This window comes from Cereibacter sphaeroides 2.4.1 (assembly GCF_000012905.2).
GTDB classification, from domain to species: Bacteria; Pseudomonadota; Alphaproteobacteria; order Rhodobacterales; family Rhodobacteraceae; genus Cereibacter_A; species Cereibacter_A sphaeroides.
Genome location: NC_007494.2, coordinates 723504 through 740758 on the forward strand (window position 1 = coordinate 723504; position 17255 = coordinate 740758).

The 17255-nt window shown below is 65.1% G+C and carries 16 protein-coding genes and 3 pseudogenes; 8 read left to right on the plus strand and 11 right to left on the minus strand.

Features of this window, described 5'->3' with window-relative positions; translation table 11 throughout:
* Nucleotides 1–175: 175 nt before the first annotated feature.
* The 4 genes from RSP_RS22290 to RSP_RS18780 all read right to left on the minus strand — a co-directional run bounded on the left by RSP_RS22290 (nucleotide 176) and on the right by RSP_RS18780 (nucleotide 4803).
* Nucleotides 176–322: a hypothetical protein gene (locus tag RSP_RS22290; RefSeq protein ID WP_012641298.1), complete on the minus strand. Its 147-nt coding sequence runs from the start codon at nucleotides 320–322 to the stop codon at nucleotides 176–178.
* Between the two features lie 122 nt (nucleotides 323–444).
* Nucleotides 445–2073 (minus strand): chaperonin GroEL, encoded by a 1629-nt coding sequence (gene groL, locus RSP_RS18770; RefSeq protein ID WP_011339465.1) that lies wholly within the window; start codon nucleotides 2071–2073, stop codon nucleotides 445–447.
* Between the two features lie 762 nt (nucleotides 2074–2835).
* Nucleotides 2836–3240, minus strand: coding sequence for a hypothetical protein (locus RSP_RS18775; protein WP_160384127.1), 405 nt, complete (start codon nucleotides 3238–3240; stop codon nucleotides 2836–2838).
* Between the two features lie 831 nt (nucleotides 3241–4071).
* Nucleotides 4072–4803 carry a Crp/Fnr family transcriptional regulator gene (locus tag RSP_RS18780; RefSeq protein WP_011339467.1) on the minus strand — a complete coding sequence of 244 codons (732 nt, stop codon included), beginning with the start codon at nucleotides 4801–4803 and terminating at the stop codon, nucleotides 4072–4074.
* Nucleotides 4804–4980: 177 nt separating this feature from the next.
* On the opposite strand from RSP_RS18780, the gene RSP_RS18785 reads away from it, so the two are divergent.
* The 3 genes and pseudogenes from RSP_RS18785 to RSP_RS18795 all read left to right on the plus strand — a co-directional run bounded on the left by RSP_RS18785 (nucleotide 4981) and on the right by RSP_RS18795 (nucleotide 7214).
* On the plus strand, nucleotides 4981–5220 hold the full coding sequence (locus RSP_RS18785; protein WP_011339468.1) for a hypothetical protein: 240 nt from the start codon (nucleotides 4981–4983) through the stop codon (nucleotides 5218–5220).
* 1003 nt (nucleotides 5221–6223) lie between these two features.
* Nucleotides 6224–6691, plus strand: a pseudogene (locus RSP_RS18790) (M15 family metallopeptidase); the annotation flags it as partial.
* A gap of 15 nt (nucleotides 6692–6706) precedes the next feature.
* Nucleotides 6707–7214: pseudogene (locus RSP_RS18795) on the plus strand (hypothetical protein).
* 74 nt (nucleotides 7215–7288) lie between these two features.
* On the opposite strand, the gene RSP_RS18800 reads toward RSP_RS18795, so the two are convergent.
* From RSP_RS18800 to RSP_RS18810, 3 genes are all read right to left on the minus strand, one after another.
* Nucleotides 7289–7561, minus strand: coding sequence for a hypothetical protein (locus RSP_RS18800; RefSeq protein WP_017140406.1), 273 nt, complete (start codon nucleotides 7559–7561; stop codon nucleotides 7289–7291).
* Nucleotides 7562–7952: 391 nt separating this feature from the next.
* Nucleotides 7953–8336 (minus strand): DUF6481 family protein, encoded by a 384-nt coding sequence (locus RSP_RS18805; RefSeq protein ID WP_023004232.1) that lies wholly within the window; start codon nucleotides 8334–8336, stop codon nucleotides 7953–7955.
* Nucleotides 8337–8901: 565 nt separating this feature from the next.
* Complete coding sequence (locus tag RSP_RS18810) at nucleotides 8902–9108, minus strand: cold-shock protein (protein ID WP_011339473.1); 207 nt, start codon at nucleotides 9106–9108, stop codon at nucleotides 8902–8904.
* Nucleotides 9109–9804: 696 nt separating this feature from the next.
* Here RSP_RS18810 and RSP_RS18815 point away from each other — a divergent pair.
* Together RSP_RS18815 and RSP_RS18820 are read left to right on the plus strand one after the other, a co-directional pair.
* Entirely contained in the window at nucleotides 9805–10011 is a 207-nt protein-coding gene (locus RSP_RS18815) for a cold-shock protein (protein ID WP_017140407.1), read from the plus strand.
* A gap of 33 nt (nucleotides 10012–10044) precedes the next feature.
* Nucleotides 10045–10395: a DUF982 domain-containing protein gene (locus RSP_RS18820; protein ID WP_011339475.1), complete on the plus strand. Its 351-nt coding sequence runs from the start codon at nucleotides 10045–10047 to the stop codon at nucleotides 10393–10395.
* Nucleotides 10396–11611: 1216 nt separating this feature from the next.
* On the opposite strand, the gene RSP_RS18825 is transcribed toward RSP_RS18820, so the two are convergent.
* Nucleotides 11612–12733 (minus strand): tyrosine-type recombinase/integrase, encoded by a 1122-nt coding sequence (locus RSP_RS18825; RefSeq protein ID WP_011339476.1) that lies wholly within the window; start codon nucleotides 12731–12733, stop codon nucleotides 11612–11614.
* Nucleotides 12678–12878: a hypothetical protein gene (locus tag RSP_RS18830; RefSeq protein ID WP_023004235.1), complete on the minus strand. Its 201-nt coding sequence runs from the start codon at nucleotides 12876–12878 to the stop codon at nucleotides 12678–12680. The genes RSP_RS18825 and RSP_RS18830 overlap by 56 nt, the downstream gene beginning before the upstream one ends.
* A gap of 135 nt (nucleotides 12879–13013) precedes the next feature.
* Here RSP_RS18830 and RSP_RS18835 point away from each other — a divergent pair, with 135 nt between their 5' ends.
* Nucleotides 13014–13661: a hypothetical protein gene (locus tag RSP_RS18835; RefSeq protein WP_011339477.1), complete on the plus strand. Its 648-nt coding sequence runs from the start codon at nucleotides 13014–13016 to the stop codon at nucleotides 13659–13661.
* An 88-nt stretch (nucleotides 13662–13749) separates the two neighbouring features.
* Here the strand turns inward: RSP_RS18835 and RSP_RS18840 are convergent, their stop codons facing one another.
* Together RSP_RS18840 and RSP_RS18845 are read right to left on the minus strand one after the other, a co-directional pair.
* Entirely contained in the window at nucleotides 13750–14466 is a 717-nt protein-coding gene (locus RSP_RS18840; RefSeq protein ID WP_011339478.1) for a hypothetical protein, read from the minus strand.
* Between the two features lie 305 nt (nucleotides 14467–14771).
* Entirely contained in the window at nucleotides 14772–15065 is a 294-nt protein-coding gene (locus RSP_RS18845; RefSeq protein ID WP_236848524.1) for a DUF4326 domain-containing protein, read from the minus strand.
* Nucleotides 15066–15077: 12 nt separating this feature from the next.
* Between RSP_RS18845 and RSP_RS18850 the strand changes: the two are divergent.
* Together RSP_RS18850 and RSP_RS18855 are read left to right on the plus strand one after the other, a co-directional pair.
* A pseudogene (locus RSP_RS18850) lies at nucleotides 15078–15908 on the plus strand (phage portal protein); the annotation flags it as partial.
* Nucleotides 15905–17251 (plus strand): S49 family peptidase, encoded by a 1347-nt coding sequence (locus RSP_RS18855; RefSeq protein ID WP_011339479.1) that lies wholly within the window; start codon nucleotides 15905–15907, stop codon nucleotides 17249–17251. The pseudogene RSP_RS18850 and the gene RSP_RS18855, both read left to right, overlap by 4 nt.
* Nucleotides 17252–17255 lie beyond the last annotated feature (4 nt).

Sequence of the window (17255 nt, forward strand, 5' to 3'; positions counted from 1 at the left end):
TTCCGTGGGCGTCATCATGGCACGACTAGACGTTCCAAGACTGTCGGAAGGAAGAAGTGATCATAGGTCACAGCACAGTCCTCCTTTCGACGGCTGCCGCCTGAAATGTCCCGCGGACAAGTACCGCTTCCGCCGACACGCCCGAGCCATTCTAGCGCGCCAGAGTGGTCCCGAGTTACCTCTTGACGCCGGGGCTCTTCTTGCCCGCGATGGTCAGCGGCGTCTCTCCCTTGGTGTAGCTTGCCGTTTCCACCACCTTTTCCTTGATTTTCTTGGGCTTCTTAGCTTCGCGATTGCCGCGTGTCTTGTCGCCTTTGGACATCGTGCTTTTCCTTCGGATTATGTCTTGGTGGGACTGTAACGCGATTCTGGCGATCAGTTCGGGGAGGAGCGGATTGCCTGAGTGCAAATGCAGACATCAGGGATCGACGCAGCGGGCGAACCTCACATCATGCCGCCCATCTCATCCATCTGGGACATTCGTTCGCCCCTTTCCGGCTTATGCGCGATGATCACCTCCGTCGTGATCAGCAGGCCTGCGATCGATGCGGCGTCCTCCAATGCTATCCGCACGACCTTGGTCGGATCGATGATGCCGGCCTGCAGCATATCGCCGTACGTCTCCAACTGCGCATCGAAGCCAAAGGTTGCGCTGTCGTTCTCGATGACCTTGCCGGCGACGACCGATCCGTCGATCCCGGCGTTGTCGGCGATCTGGCGCAGCGGCGCCTGGATTGCGCGGCGGATGATCTTGATGCCTGCATCCTGATCGGGATTGTCGCCCTTCAAGCCCGCCAGAGCCTTGCCCGCATGAATCAGTGCGGCCCCGCCGCCGGGCACGACGCCCTCCTGTACCGCGGCGCGGGTGGCGTTGAGGGTGTCCTCCACCCTGTCCCTGCGCTCCTTCACTTCGATTTCGGTGGCACCCCCGACCCGAATGACAGCAACTCCGCCCGCGAGTCTCGCCAGACGTTCCTGCAACTTCTCCTTGTTGTAGGCCGACGTCGTATCCTCGATCTGGTTGCGGATCTGGCCGATGCGTGAAGCGATCGCCGCCTTGTCGCCGGCACTGTCGATGAGGATGGTGCTGTCCTTCGTCAGGACAACCTTCTTCGCAAAACCGAGCATGTCCAGCGTGACGGTTTCCAGCTTCGTCCCGAGCTCGGCCGAGATGAGGTGCGCGCCCGTCAGGACTGCAAGATCCTCCAGCATCGCCGCACGCCCATCCCCGAAGCCGGGTGCCTTTGCTGCCGCAACCTTGAGACCGCCGCGCAGCTTGTTGACCACCAGGGTCGTCAGAGCCTCGCCCTCGACGTCCTCGGCCACGACGAGAAGTTGCTTTTCTGCCTGAACGACCGCTTCCAGCAACGGCACCATCGAAGCAAGCGAGGTCAGCTTGCCTTCGTGGAGCAGGATGGCGCAGTCGTCCAATTCCACGACCATCTTCTGCGCATGAGTGATGAAATAGGGGCTCAGGTAACCGCGGTCGAACTGCATGCCTTCCACCACCTCGGTTTCGGTCTCGAGGCCCTTATTCTCCTCTACCTTGATCACCCCCGCAGTGCCGACCTTCGCCATTGCATCGGCGATCTGACGGCCGATCGCCGCCTCGCCATTGGCCGATAGGGCCCCGACCTTCGCAATTTCGGCGCTGTCTCCGACCGGTCGGGACATGGACCTGATCTCGGCTATGACGATGGCCACCGCGCGGTCGATCCCCCGCTTCAGATCCATCGGATTCATGCCGGCCGCGACCGCCTTCATGCCTTCCTTGGCAATGGCCTGTGCCAGAACCGTTGCCGTGGTCGTGCCGTCGCCGGCCTCCTCGTTGGTGCGGCTGGCCACTTCCTTCACCATCTGGGCGCCCACGTTCTCGAAACGGTCCGACAACTCGATCTCCCTGGCGACGGTCACGCCGTCCTTGGTGATACGGGGCGCGCCATAGGACGTGTCGAGAATGACATTTCTGCCCTTCGGGCCGAGGGTGATCTTGACCGTATCGGCCAGCGTGTTGATGCCTTTCAGCATACGGCCGCGGGCGTCGGTACCGAATCGAACTTCTTTAGCGGACATTCGCGGGTTCCTGAGGCTGAGATTGCAGGGAAGGTTTACGGGCTCAGGCGATCACGCCGAGAATGTCGGCCTCCTTCATGATCAGAGGGTGTTCGCCGGTCGCACTCGATCTGCACGCCGGACGATCTTTCAAACAGGATACGGTCGCCCGCTTTCTCATCGGGCGCCACGCCTTCACCGTCCTGACGTCTTCGGCCGATCCCACGGTGTCGACCCGAGCTTAGCTTCACTCGATTTGCGGTTGGAGTATCAGACGTCACGACAGTGCCCCTCGTTCGCCCTCGCCCCAAATGCGGTGAACCGGCCACGGCCCAGGGCTCGGCAGCAGGCCTATCGTCCATGGAAGACAGGAGGACCCCGCGCGGTCCGACAGGAGCCCGTAGCCGTTTCTTCGCGCATGGTTAGCTCCCGAGCCTCCCTGACAAGGACAGCAGCCGGGTCGCGCGCACACTCACTCCTGACAGAAAGCTCGCCATGCGGGGCTGATCCAAAGCAGTCTCGGAGGCCATTTTCGATCTGGGCTCGCCACATCGGGCGAGCGGGGCAGGAGCCAGCAGATCCGCCGTCGGCGCGCACAAGCCCGAGGTGGGGCGCAAAGCTGATCCAGGCGAAGACATCCCGTCGCCCGACAGTCAAATGCTCTGCTTGCTGCGCCCACCGGCGCCTGTCTTGCCGGGAGATGATAACCCCGGAATATCGACGACCCAATGATGCGACACCTTCGGACTGAGCGCGGGAGGAAGGTCGGCGCCGGAGAAGGGTTCAGGTGGCTGACCCCCACCACCCGCCGAGTATCATCAGTACCAGGATGACGATGGCCCCGAGGATCACCCAGAATGCACCAGAAGAAACGGGACCGGCCTTCACGATGGTACCTGCTCCTTCGGGAAGGAGACGGGTCAGCTCCCAACCGAGTGCGCCATGGTCCTGCCCCGGTGCCGTTCCATGGAGACCGCGACCGAGCAACAGGCCAAGGCGGGTGGCAGCTCTCTCCCGGCTCAGGTTGGCAAGGTCTGCCGCCTCCACCCACGGATCTAGATTCAGACGCGCCAACGCTGACAGAACTGTCACCGCCCCGCCTCCCTGATCCTTGCCAACGGAGGCGTAGAGGAAGCGCTCGAACTCAGGTGGGTTCGGGTTGAGAATATATGTTTTTGTCATCGACATCCGGCTCCTTGACCAAGGCTGTGTCTCTCGCTGCGACTTTCCGGAAACGGTCGGTTCGACAGTGAGGTCGGTCAATGACCTGCCTGATGTCTCCGACATCGCGTGCATACCGTGCCTGGCGCGCTTATCCAGTTCAGTCAAACCGCCTGTTTCCCGGGCTAGAGGCGCCAGAGTGGGGGCCGCGCGCCGACCCGACGCTAATCTGCATCAGGGGCCCACCAGCTCTTTCCGAGGTAAGAGATCATAAGGGGCCTGATGTGACACGGCTCGGAAGCCGCTGGAGATCGTAGAAGCGACCGTGGCGGAGGTCTGCGATGAACAGGCGATCAGCGCCGTCTGTGGTGAGATTTGGCAGTCCATCTCCCGTGCCGGGACTTACCGACGAAGTGCCTCCGGGGAGTGACAAGATCTTGGTGGAGGACGAGCTTCTTCACGGGTTCAGTTTCGAGGTCTGGAGGCGGACGGCGACCCACCTGACAGGGACCACCAGGTCGGACGAACCGAGATGCACATCCATGGCCGTGCGCGATCCTGAGGCGGCGCCGAGCCGGGATAAGGCACCGCGTGAGGATGACAGCGAGGCGGCGCTTTCTCCGCCGGAGGACTTGAAATGAACTCTCCCGAATGGCTCAAGCCCGGCATCTACGGGGCCTTGATCGGCGCGGTTCTCCTCGGCCTGGCATCTCGGCCGCGGGACATCCACCGCACATGCGGCGAACGGATGCAGATCAAAGCAGGCTCGCGGCATCGCGGCAGACCAGCGAGCGTCAGGACGGGGCAGCGTCGAGCTGTTCGCCCTCCTCGCTCCCGACAAAGCGTGGGGCGGTCGGATCATTTCAGCAGCGGTCCTGCATGATCCAGATAGGCAAGGTCAAAGTCGGCGAGTGCGACCAGACCGGCAAGGTCATGGAATTCCACCTGCCCTTTCTGGAAGCTCACCAAGCCCGCCTCGCGCAACTCGCGCAGGACGCGGTTGATGTGGACAGCGGTCAGCCCCAGCGCATCCGCAAGCAGATACTGCGAGAGCGGGCAGGCATAACCGTCCGCCGTCCCCATCCCCACGAGCGTCAGGCGTGCACCGAGTTCCAGAAGGAAATGCGCCGTGCGCTCCTGCGCGTTCCGGCGCCCGAGGCTGACCAGATGTTCGACCACCATTGCTTCGTCGCGCGAAGCGGCCCACAGGATGGCGGTGGCCAGCCGCGGGGAGTGGGCGAAGCCGTCAAGAAGGTCGGCGATCAAGACCTCGGAGGCTTCCACCCGCGTTACCGGCTCGATGTTGTGATCGGCGGTGCGGAACAGGAGCGACCGCAGCCCGAGAAAATCCCCTGGCACCTGAAAATCCACGATCTGCCGGCCGCCCCCTGCCAAGGTCTTGTAGGAGCAGACCCAGCCCGAGGCGAGCACATAGGCCGAGCGCTTGACTTGTCCCTCGTGAACAATGTCGCGCCCCCTCGGGAAACTGCGGCGGCGGCCGTGCATCCTGCCGAGAAGCTCCAGCTCGGTCTCGGACAATGCGACGAAGGCATTCAGCTTTCGCACAAGTGGAGTGTCATGGCCCCGCATCAGCGCCCCTCGTCCTTGGCAGGCTCCGGACGAAAGCCGGCCATCATGATAAATTAACCAGCAGTGAATCCCGGATGCTGCTCTGGATCAGCATCGTCGTTGGCAAAACTGTGAATATGGCCCGTGTCCACTCGCCGAGGCAGTTTCCGCCCGGAGAAGACACCCGGAAGGGTCTTCATGTCCAGAACTCCTACAGATGTCGCCGGAACGGCAGCCCTGGCGATCTGCGAGTCGCTGCTTCTGGCGCTGAACGATCGGAACGTGCTGCCCGAGAGTGAAATCGTGGGCATCCTTCAGGACGCCGCTGCCGCCCACGCGAACGATCCGGGAGTGGACGGCAAGGCCGAGCTTCACGCGGCCGTCGCCGCACTGATCAACAGCATCCTTGCCGGTGGCAATTCGGTCCGCCGCAGATAGCCGGCACGGATGCAGGCTGCCCATTGCCATTTGACCAAGACATTTAAAAAGCAAGCGTGTTGAACGGCAGGGCTGGCGCATCGTCACGATGGGCCAGCCCTTTTCCTGCGACATCTCTCGGGGCCATCATCCGCCCAGAGCACACCATCTTTGGCCTGCCGGAAGATATCAGGTTCAGGGCCATGGCGGACAATCGCTTGCGCGCATTCTGCGTGCCGTGCGGATGGGAGGATCGCCTCGGCGGAAAGCTCTCGGGCGGGCGCTTCAATCGATCCCACCCACTCCTCGGACTGAGGCGGTCCGTTTCGATCCTGCATTTGCGGGACAAACGTCAGCCGTGCCCGCAACGCCATCCGGACTGTTGCAGCCATCCGCTTGCTGCTCCGGAGGCATTGCCGAAGTCGCCATGATCGCGCAACTTCTCGGCTCGGAACGGACCCTTACGCGGCCGGGCATAGGCTGAGACCATTTCACCCCCCGGTCCACGATCAGTCGATACCACTCCATGACCAAGTTCGGGACCTCCCGCAGTCCCTCAGAGTTCGATGTCCGAGAGGCAGGCCTGCGCGATATCCCGGTCAGGGCCATCGGTGCCCGGCATGGTCGCCCAACCCGCCCCATGAGCACGTCACGTCGCTCATAGGTCGAGGCGGCCTGGATCTTCGCCAGCTTGTCCGCCCGCACCGGGTCGGAGCGCGCCATATCAAGGCGGACGGGCACCATGGACGCGACGACAGTCTTGCGAAACATCGCCACCGCCCGTTCGTGCGACGTTCCGCCGGTCATCCAGCCGCCCCAGGTGAAGCCGACGACGCCGGATGAATGCCCGCCGTTCCCCAACGCGAGGTGACGCCCTGACGCCGCGCGAATGTGTGCGGCCCAAGTGCACGTTCCCCTCCCGTGTGGGGATGAACCGACTTGTCGCCATCCCAGCGTTCGCTACGAGAATGCGAAGGCAAATGGCGAGTGGTGCGCACTGAATTCCCCGCGTTGCCTGTTCGGATATCCCCGGCAGGAGTCTGTCGCGACCTTCTACGGCGTGGCGGGCGGTCCGGACTGCACCGCCGGGATCGCCGAACTGCCGATCCCGTTCCGCTTGGCCTAGGATCTCGACACGAGCATCACGAGCTTCCGCTGCCACAGGCTGGTGGCGGCACCGATGACGCGGATCTTCCGGGAGGCGGTCGCCCACTACGGCGCCGTCCAGTTCGAGCGGCTGCGGCTGAACCTCTTCGGCGGCTGCTTCAACCACCGGCCCATGCGAGGCGGCTCGGCTCTCTCGATGCATGCCTGGGGGATCGCGGTCGACCTCGACCCCGAGCGCAACCCGCTCCGCTGGGGCCGCGACCGGGCGAGCTTCGCCGCGCCTGCCTACGAGCCCTTCTGGACCATCGTCGAAGCCGCCGGCGCCACCAGCCTCGGCCGCGCCTGCAACCGCGACTGGATGCATTTCCAGTTCGCCCGTCTTTGAAAGAGGAGAATGCCAATGCCCTCGATGATCCACATCATCGCGCCGCCGGCGCCCCCCGCCTTCGTCCTGATGCTCGCCCTCTTGCGCGCTCGCCTTCACGCTGCTCGTCGGCATGTCGCTGGTCGCCACTCTGGCGCGCATGGCGGTCTCGGCCTTGATTGTCGCCATGCTCGCGTTGCCTGCCGCCGCCGCGACCGGCAGCGATCTCCTGACCGCGCTGACACCCAGCCTCCTCAATCTCGCGGGCGTTGTGCTGACCGCGCCGATCGGTCTCGTCGCCGTGCGCATACAACGCTGGGCCGGGATCCAGATCGAGGCCCGGCATCGTGAGGCGCTGCATTCCGCAATCATGACCGCCGCCCGGTTGGCGGTGGCGCGGGACCTGACCCGCGAGGTCGCGATTGAGTTTGTCGCTGCCTATGCCCGCGCTTCAGTGCCCGATGCCCTGAAGCGCCTGTCGCCCTCGGCCGAAGCGCTCGACGCACTTATACGGTCGAAGCTGCTCCAAGTAACCGAGCATTAAGCGTCCCGCCCGCCGGGGGCGCGGCACCCGGCCGCGCCCCTATGACCGCAATGCGCAGACAGCGATCTTCGCGCCTAGAGCGAATCCGCGAGCGCCTCCAGCTTGCCGCCGCTGCTCGCTTCCGTCCTGACGCAGTGCTTCAGGCGTTGCCCCAGCTCGGGCTCCTGAACACTTGCCCTCACCTCAGTCAGGGAGGCGTCGCGGGCAAGCTCTCGCTGTGCCGTGATCAGAGCCCGGCGCATCCCCACATCATGCGTGTTGAAGCGCTCAAGAATCCGCGTCCCGCGTTCATTGATCTCGCGCAGCACTACGCCGGTCCTCGTTACGTCAAGCGACAAGAATCCCATGTCAAACTCCTCTCTCAGAAGGCGTTAATGCGTTAAATGCAGGGATGTTCCGGCAAATTGCGCAGGGCGGCCCGTCAGGAATTATGCCAGCGGCGGGCGCGCCGGAGCTACGTAGCGCCTACAGAGCCGCCGCTCGGGAGTTTCAACATGGCAAGGTCGGTCGCGCCGAGGTTTCGGCGCCCGAGTGGCGCTGGGCCGCCTGCCATGCGCAGGAGCAGCCGTAGCGCATGGGAAGGAGCGCTTGGCACAGCCTGTTCAGCTCAGCCCATAGCCGCCGCTCGATCCCGCCTGAGGCGGGGTCGCGGCCTTTAAGAGCTGGTTCTCAGGCGCTAATCACCGGCGATGTGCCATTCAGACGTGATCTGACGGCGCACCTCATCAGTGATCGGGATCAGGCGACCAGTTGTGCCGCTTTCCGCTTCGCATAACGAAGGTCGCGGGCCGTTTTTCGGGCGGCTTCATCGGAAAGGACAAGCGCAATTCGTCGGGCCTGAGCCGACTGGCTCGCTTCAATCTCTGCTGCCTCAGCGGCCTGTCGGCGCTCATCTTCCTCGACAACTGCGGCAGCCTCGGCGGCCGCGATCTGCAGCTCCTCCAGCTTCTCCGCTTCGCGCGCTGCGCGTCGTGCGTCGCGTGCCCGCGCCACCTCGGCACGTGCAGCCAGCTTTACGGCCAGATCAGGGGAGGCGGTCGCGCTTTTGAACTTTTCCAGCAGCGCTGCTTTGGCATTGCTCGCATCGCTTCTGCGATCCGAATATTCTTTGAATCTTGTCATTCCGTGTTCTCTGCTGATGGTGTGAATTCGGCAAGGATCTGTCAGACTGGATTGGCGCGCCGTTTTGATGGCAGAGAAGATATTTCCTTCCCTGCCTGTTCTCTTTCGAGACGCGCCATTCTCAGTCTGCGGGTTTTATCCGCACGCTCGGATAGCTCCGCATCATGCTCCCGCAAAGCACGCGTGCGATCCAGAAACTGCGATTGCGTTTTATCGAAAGCCGTTTCCGCAATCTGCCGTGCTCTGCTCATTGTACCAGACATGATGAACTCCGACTACAAGAACGTTTCCAACTCGCACCGGAAGAGAGATCTCCCACTCCGACACTGTGTTTTCTCAGCGCTGCAGTCGAGACTGTGCCGCTCTGCCTTCCGGGGGAATGCACAGGGCAGGACCACTCAAAGCGCAGGAGAAATGACAAGGGAAAGGGGTGGCCCCAGCCAAGTTCAATCAACCAGATATCTTTCATGAAAGACGAACGGCATATGCGAGATAGCATCTTCACCATTCAAGGGATTGCGGGTCCGGCGTCGAACCGATCCCGCATTCGTTGTCGGCCTGAAATTCAGGCAAGGACGAGGTTCGTCGCGGACTCGCGACCGTTGCGGTCGGTTTCCATGTCGTACGTCAGGGCCTGACCGTCATTCAGCTGACGGATCCCGGCGCGTTCCAGCGCAGTCACATGGACAAACACGTCCTTGGACCCATGCGCCGGGGCGATGAAACCGAAACCTTTGGTGGCGTTGAACCATTTCACGGTGCCATTGGCCATCGTGACTTTTCCTTTCAAGGGTGCCGCCCGCGAAATGCGGCGGCCCGGCAAAGCTGAAGATTCAAAGCTGAGCCGAAAGGGACAGGTCCGAAAAACAGAAGATGCACAGTACACATATTGCAGGAGAGGCAAGATTACCAGCTGAGGATTTCTCAACGTGGTCGTCTACGGTGTTACCTGCTGTTATCGCTGCAAACTATCTTTCTGCGGCTCAGCATGACCCTCGCCCGCGTCGGCAGACCTGCCGCCCGTTTGCGGCAATAAAGGCCACACCTCGTCCAAGGGAGGGTTTCGCTACACTGGGCGCAAGTCATGACGTGAAGCACTGGAAGACCGCTTTCCGCCCTCCAGCGCATGGGCTCGTTTTGCGGTGCGCCTTATGTGGCCGTCGGCGAAAGGGCTGGCTGCGGACCTTCGCCTGCCTCGGTTCAAAGGACCTGCTTCGGGCAAGCGACGGTAACTACGGCTGCTTCTGACCCAGTATGTCGATGCCGGGAAGACGCGCCCATGACCCGCACTCTTTCAGTGAGCTTTTTTTCCACCACGGCTTGTGCGAAATGAAGATGTCTGTCATAAGGGCCGGGCTAAGCATCCTCTTTCGAACTTCTGTTTCCTTGCGGCTTCAGTTGCGACTCTGACGAAACTGAGCCAGGCCACCGCATCACGCGGGTGGCGAACAAGACAGGAGAGATCACGATGGCCAATGGCACCGTGAAATGGTTCAACGCAACTAAAGGGTTCGGCTTCATCGCGCCGACGGGCGGCTCGAAGGACGTTTTCGTCCATGTGACCGCGCTTGAGCGCGCTGGCATTCGGCAACTCGACGATGGCCAGGCGGTGAGCTTCGACCTCGAGCGCGATCGCAACGGCCGCGAGTCGGCGACGAACCTCGTTCTCGCCTGAGCGACGACTGCTGAGACCGGAAAGCGGGGCGGCTTGAAGCTGCCCGCTTTCATTCGAACCGCAGCGGCCTCTCAGGCTGCGCGGTTCTCTTTATCCGAAAGAAATGACTTGATCGAAATTCACTGGGGGGAACCCCTGTCCTTCGTCGTGTCTCCGGAAGGGGACGTTCAGAAGTTCACGACCATCGAACAGGCGAGATACTGGCTGCGCCGTAGATGGCCGGTCGAGAATGACGCGCGACGGCGTGCCATCCATCATCTTGAAGCCGCAATGGATTGTGTGGGTTCGGTCGGCAGCGCCCGCCGCTCATTCATCGCCGCCGCCCGGAGCGCAGGCTTCGTGGCCGAGGATTTGATGAGCCAGGACCATCGGACCCTCTCCTGACTTCCGACAGCGCTCGGACGCAGGTGAGGCTTCCCGCACCGGCTTTGCGGTGCGATATGCTCGTACTCCAGCGCCACTCTCGCTCCATCTCGGTGGCGCTTCCCGCCTGCATCCCTGACGTTCTCTGCCAGAGCCGGTAGTCATAGCGCAGCCCCGTGATGGGCCGCAGGCTCCATTGCGGAGGGGAATACTGCCTGCGGCCCGGTCGCTGCCCGGCGGAGACCGAGCTAGCGACCCGGGTGAGGTAGCAGGTCATCCCCTTTAGTCCAGCGTTGCACTGAAGTCCGGCTGCGTGGGGCGCTCGGCTTCTACGCCGTTGATCCCGTTCAGTCGGATATGCTCCAGTGGTGGAGCACCGCCGCATTACTCTTCCAGCACCTTCCCCGGCGCATGCACGGCCGTGCTGGCCTGCCCAGTCCGACTTCGGCGGCGGCCATGCGGTTTAGGGACAGCGCCAAAGAACGGCCGCAGGGTTCTAAACCGTAACCAGATCCCCACGGCCTGACCGAAGGCGCACCCGTCGGCGCACCCGCGGCTCTCATCAAGATGAAGTAGATTACCGAAAACGGGGTGAGACAGGTTGCCGCCGCCGTGGAGCCAAGGCGGCCGCGGGCTGACGGTGGCGAGAGCCCGCGGCCTGACCAGACGAAGCCGTTAGGGGCGGCGTCGGTGGCTACGGGAATCCTACCATTATCTCACCCTTGAAGGGTGCGACCGATTGTCTGGCAGAACGTTGTGCGTGGGGCCGCAAGATCTCCGCTCCCGCCAGCATCCTGCGGCCCCGCTTTTCGCGGCTTTAGCGCAGATGAGCCGCGGGAAAGCGGTACACTATAGCAATCCGCCGGAGAGAAGCCGACGCCCGAATCTGGGCGATGCACCTTGTTGCCGAGGTGCGGCTTTAGCGGAATGCCTCCTCTGGCAGGGCACCCTGGTACCCTGGCATCCTGTCAGCACTGGGCGGCTAGCGTATGTGCCGAACTTGGGAGACGCGCCCGGGTTCACTGAACCTGTGTGAACCCGGACAACTTGGCTAAACCGCGAACAGACGCAATTTACAACACGCGCCTTTGACTGAAACTCGGTACCTTGGCACTGGCGTCCTCTTTCACACTGAGGATGCCGGGTACGCGCCCCTCACCGCCTTACAATCTCAAGACTGCAACAAGGTGGGGGCTTTCCCCAAGACGCCCCCTCGCCACCATCGGTTTCCAAACACTTAGACAGAATCGCCGCCCTCTGGTCCGCGCCGTTTTACAGCGCGTTTTACAGTGGGCGTTCCGACTCCGTGCTTTTCGAGCTTCGCCACGGCGGATTCTCCGAGGCGACGATCCCGTCCGAGATAGTGCTTCGACAGGATCCCTTCGGCATCCTTGAGACTGTGCCCGGTGAGCGCCGCGATCTCCGGCACGCTGCATCCGGCGAGCGCGAGGAACGTGACGGCCGTCCCCCGCAGATCGTGAAACGTCACGCCCTCGATGCCGGCCGAGGCCTGCGCCTTGCCGAAGCTCGTCTTGAAGCCGTCGCTGGTCCAGGGCTGGCCGCGCGAGGTCTCGCAGATGGTCAGGGTCCTGCGCCGCGCCTTCGCTTCCTCCATCGCCTCGCGCAGCGGCTGGGCCACCGGGATCAGCATGTGCCGGCCGGTCTTGCTCTGCCGCAGCCGAATCGCCTGGCCGTCGTAGGCGGTCCAGGTCAGCTGGAGGATGTCGGCCTGACGCTGGCCGGTCCAGATCGCCAGCAGGAACGGCAGGCGCACCGGCCGCGGCGCCACGGCGAGGAAGGCCGCGATTTGGGCCTCGGTCCAGATCGAGTCGGCGCGCGAGCCCGTATAGAGCCGGCCGGGCTTCTCACAGGGATTCACCGGGATCTTCCGCCGGTCGTGCGCCCAGGACAGGATCCGGGCGAGGACGCTGAAGGCATAGTCGGCGCTGCGCTTGCTCTTCTGCGCCAGCCGGTCGCGCCAGTCGAGGAACTCGCCGCGAACGCGCGGATCGGCCAGCGCCTGCACTGGCATGTCGCCGAAGTCGGCCTCGATCTGGCGGATATGACGGATGTAGCCCTTCCGGGTCGCCTCGGCGAGATCGGTGAAGGCCGGCGTCTTCTGGTAAGCCGTGATCAGCGCCTGCAGCGTGCCATCGTGATGCACGGGCCGGTCCCGCGCCGCGTGGGCGGCGTTGTAGGCGGCCACGAACTCGGCACTCCCCGGCGCCGCGTCGATCCTCGGGCCACCGCGCCAGGCATAATGGTAGACGGCGGTCTCGCCGCTCGCCAGCTTGCGGCGGACCCTATGAACGCCCTTCAACTCGACCTTCACGTTTTGCCTTCCATGCTCCGAATGCATCGTCGACCGGCGGTGCCTTCGTGCTCTCGCGGATCACGATGCGCCCGTCCGGCATGATCTCGCAGGCCCCGACATCCATGCCGGCATTCTTGGCCGCGCGGATCGCGCGGGTCAGGTCGACCTGACGGAATACGGATCGTGTCATGTCCCCTGCCCTCCCGCTTCTCTCCCTGCCGCCAGATCCGTTTCAGCCCGGCATGGAAGGAGCGCGACGCCTCGACACAACGAGACGGCTCGTTCGCGTGCTACAACGGGGCCGTGCTGGTGCGGTGAGGTGCGTATGGAACTGGTCTTCAACCCGATCACCATAGCGTTTGGCGTGGCGTTCCTTATCGCCGTCTCCACCCTCGTCTTTCTGAAGACCCGGCGCCGGCGCGGCGGCAATGTCGCGCTCATCGGCATCTTCGCCGCCGTGGTTGCCCTGATCGCCGCCGCCGCTCTCTTCAAGGTCGAGCGCGATGCGCGGGCGGCCGGTTTCGAGAGCTGGTCTGACCGGCGGGCCGCTGCGGCCGCCGGCATCACCGACCCACAGGCGTGGAAGCAGAATCGCGCGGACGCCGAGTCTGCCACCGTGTTTGAGGATCCGGAGCGGATCGCGGCAGAGCGGGAGCAGGCAGAGGCAGCGGAGGCCGAACGCCAGAAGGCGGAGGCGAAAGAGGCCGCAGAGCGCCGCTTTGCCCCGCACTGCCTGAACCCCCAGGACGGATCGCACCCGGAGTTCGTGAGCGCGGTCAAGGCCCGGCTGCGCAACCCTGACAGCTTCGAGCACCTCGAGACACGCGTGCTTGAAGTGGACGAGGAGGGCAGGAACACCGTGGTCATGGGCTTCTGGATGCGGGACCGCTTCGGCGAGAAGAAGATGGAGACCGCCTTCGGGAGCTTTTCCAACAAGACCTGCGGGTCGTTGGACGTCCAGTTCTGGGAGTAGGGCACGGTCTGCATGGACTGAGCCTTGAGCTCTATGGGCCCGTCGCAGCCCCGTCGCACCGCAACGGCTGATAGCGAGGACCGATGCATCACGCCACGGCCTCCCCTTCGGCCCACCCGCCCCACTGGTCGGCGCAGGCCTCGGCCACGCCCTCGAAGGTGCGGCTGCGGAATTTCCAGCGGTCGGGCCCCGGCGACGCGCGGTGGACGGCGGACCAGCGCTTGTGCTCGGGGGTGCCGGGCCGGGGCGGCGTCAGCCGGTTGGTGGCGGCGAGCCGCGGCAGGCCGCGCAGGTAGAAGCTCGTCGCCTTGAAGAAGGGCTCGCCGAACCACCAGGGCTGCACCGTCTGCGGCCGCGCGAGATCCGCCGGCAGACGGGCCCGGGCGTGCGGGTTCATCACCGGGTTCTCGACCGCCACGCGCGGCACCGGCGCCTGCCAGCAGGCCGCGAACAGCGCTGCGCCGCGGTCGAGGTCGGCCCACAGGAAGGCCAGCCGCTCCTCACGGCTCATGCGCAGGTAGGCCTCGCGCTCCGCCGCCGCATAGGTCTCGGGCAGGCGCTTCGAGGGCTCGTGCAGCCACCGGACGCCGCTGTTGCAGAGCCGCGTGCAGGGCGGGTGCGCCACTATCAGCAGATCCCAGCCATCCGCCAGATGGTCCCGCACATCGCCCACGATGTGACGATTCGAGCGATCCTCGGCCGGCAGCAGGTCGCAGGACCAGACGTCATGTCCACGGGTGGCGAAGGCCCGACGCATCACGCCCGAGGCCTCGCAGCCGATCAGGATGCGGAGGGTGTCAGCCATGCTGCACCTCCGGCAGATACCGCAAGGCGGCAGGCGACACGTTGCGCGCGGATGTGAGGAGGCTGCTATGCCTGGGGGCCGGACGACCTACACGTCTTACATGTCCGGCGCGGATGACCCCTCGCGCCCTTGGGCGCAAGCACAGGCTAGTAGCGCAGGCGGGTGCTGCCGATCCTGCGGGGGCGAGTGGGATGTTCAGTAAGTTGATGAGTTTATCTGCTCGATAGTGCATGTATGCACCAATATTGGTTAAGTAAACGCTACCACTTTCGATTGAATCAAAAGCCGGACAAATCACCCATGGATCAGCCATTGGCGATCTCCAGCAGCACGTCGGCATGACACGGCGCACCAGGCTGGCACCAGCAGGCGAGGTCTTTGCCGCGCAGTTCGCGGATCACATCCTCAACGGTGGTCCATTGCGCCGGGATCTTCCCCTTCGGCCACGGCAAGGGAGCTGGTGACCAGCAGCCTTCCTTCTCGAGCAGCATCCGAAACGACTGGACGGCAAGCGCCGGGTCCATCGGCTTTTCCAGCGCGCTGCCCGGGTGGTTGACCACAAACGGGTTGCCCCACTTGGTCGAGCGATCAACCTTCACGGCGCCGGGCGGCAGCTCCGCGGCGTCTCGCGCTTCGCGCCCGCCATCGTGAAGCTCTTCCTGCTCGATCAGTACGACGATGCCGAGCTTGACCGGAAGAAGGTCGCGGCCATGTATGCGATGTTCATCACCTCGAACGATCCGGATGCGGCGCCGCTCGAGGGCGAGCTGGGCGATCAGGTGGCGCCGGGGCAGATCGTGCGTCTCGACCCCGGCGAGGACATGAAGGTGGCCGATCCCGCGGATTCGGGCGCGACCTACGAGCCGTTCCAGTACCGCACGCTCCTGCAGGTCTCGGCCGCCCTCGGGATCCCCTATGCCCACCTCTCGCAGGACATGGTGAAGGCGAACTACTCGAATGCCCGCACCGCCCTCATGGAGTTCCGCCGCCGGGTCGAGGCCTTCCAGCATTCGGTCCTCGTCTATCAGCTCTGCCGCCCGGTCTGGGCGCGCTTCACCGATCTCGCGGTGCTGACGGGAGCGGTGCGGTTGCCGGGCTACGAGCGGCGGCGGCGGGACTATCTCGCCTGCGAGTGGCTGCCGCCGAAGTGGCAATGGGTCGATCCGCTGAAGGACATCCGCGCCGAGATCGAGGAGATCGGCGCGGGCCTCAAGAGCCGGTCGCAGGCGATCGGAGAGCGCGGCTACGACGCCGAGGAGGTCGACCGCCAGATCGCCGCCGACCGCAAGCGTGAGGGGCGGTTCGGGCTCGACTTCCGCCGCAGCGGGCAGGGCTCCTCCGCGCCTCCGACGCAGGACGGGGCGCGCGCCGACGAGGAGGACGAAGAGGACGACGACGGACGCGCGGCGGACCGCGACGCCGGCAGGAGGGCAGAGCCATGAACTATCCGATGATCGCGGGCCGGGTGTTCGGCACGCCGCTTCTGGTCGATCCCGTGAAGGGCGCGGCCTTCCTCGCAGGCCTCGGGCCCCGGCTCGTGAACGGGGCGCTCGAGCTGCGCGGGCTCGAGGAGCTCGCGCCCGACCGCGTGGCCGAGGCCGGGCGGATCGCCCCGCGGGCCTCGGTGCTCCTCGACGATGCGGGCGACGCCCGGCGGGAGGCGGGCCGGCCGCTCTACCGTGTGGAGGGCGGCGTCGCGGTGATCGAAGTCACCGGCACGCTCGTTCACCGCGGCGGCTGGATCGGCCAGTCCTCGGGGACGACTTCCTACGAGGGGCTGATGGCGCAGATCACCGCGGCCGTGGCCGATCCGTCCGTGCGCGGCATCGCGCTCGAGATCGACAGTTATGGCGGCGAGGTGGCGGGCCTCTTCGATCTGGCCGACACGATCCGGGCCGCGCGGGCGGTGAAGCCGGTGCGCGCCTTCGTGGCCGAGGCGGCCCTATCGGCGGCCTATGCGATTGCGAGCCAGGCCGAGCGGATCGTGCTGCCGCGCACCGGCGCCGTGGGCAGCATCGGCGTGCTCCTCGTGCATGCCGACTTCTCGCAGGCCATGGCCGACCGCGGCGTCGCGGTCACGCTGATCCATGCCGGTCGGCACAAGGTCGACGGCAATCCCTACGAGGCCCTGCCCGAGGGGGTGCGCGCCGACCTGCAGGCCCGCGTCGAGGCCTCGCGCGGGCTCTTCGCCGAGACGGTCGCGGCGGGCCGCGGCGCGCGGCTGACCCGACAGCAGGCGCTCGCCACCGAGGCGCAGGTCCTCGACGGCGCCGCCGCGGTGGCCGCGGGGCTCGCCGACGAGGTCTCCGATCTCCGCAGCGCCTTCGCCGCCTTCCGCGCCGAACTGTCCCATCCGCACCTTCCATCCCCCCGGGCCGGCGCGCCGGCCGCAGCCAAGGAGACCCCGACCATGACCGACGAGACCACGACCGGCGCCGCGCGAGGTACGGACGCCGAGGGCAACGCGCCCCCGCTGGAGGCCGCGGAAGGATCCGGCGGCGCCGTAGCGGTGGCGAATGTCGCCGTGGCCGAGGCCGCCGAACTGATCGAGATCGGCCAGCAGGCGGTCCGGCTCGGCCTGACCGTCGACGTGGCCGACGCGATGCGCCGCGGTCTCTCGGCTGCCGCCCTCCGCCGCACCGTGCTCGACGGGCTGGCGGCCCGGGGCGACGGGGCCGACCTCGTGGCCCATGCCCCGACTGCTGCCGCCGGGCCGAAGGAAAGCCCGCTCCTTGCCGCCGCGCGCCGCACCGCCGAAGCGCAGGCCGCCAGCCGCCGGGCCTGACCCG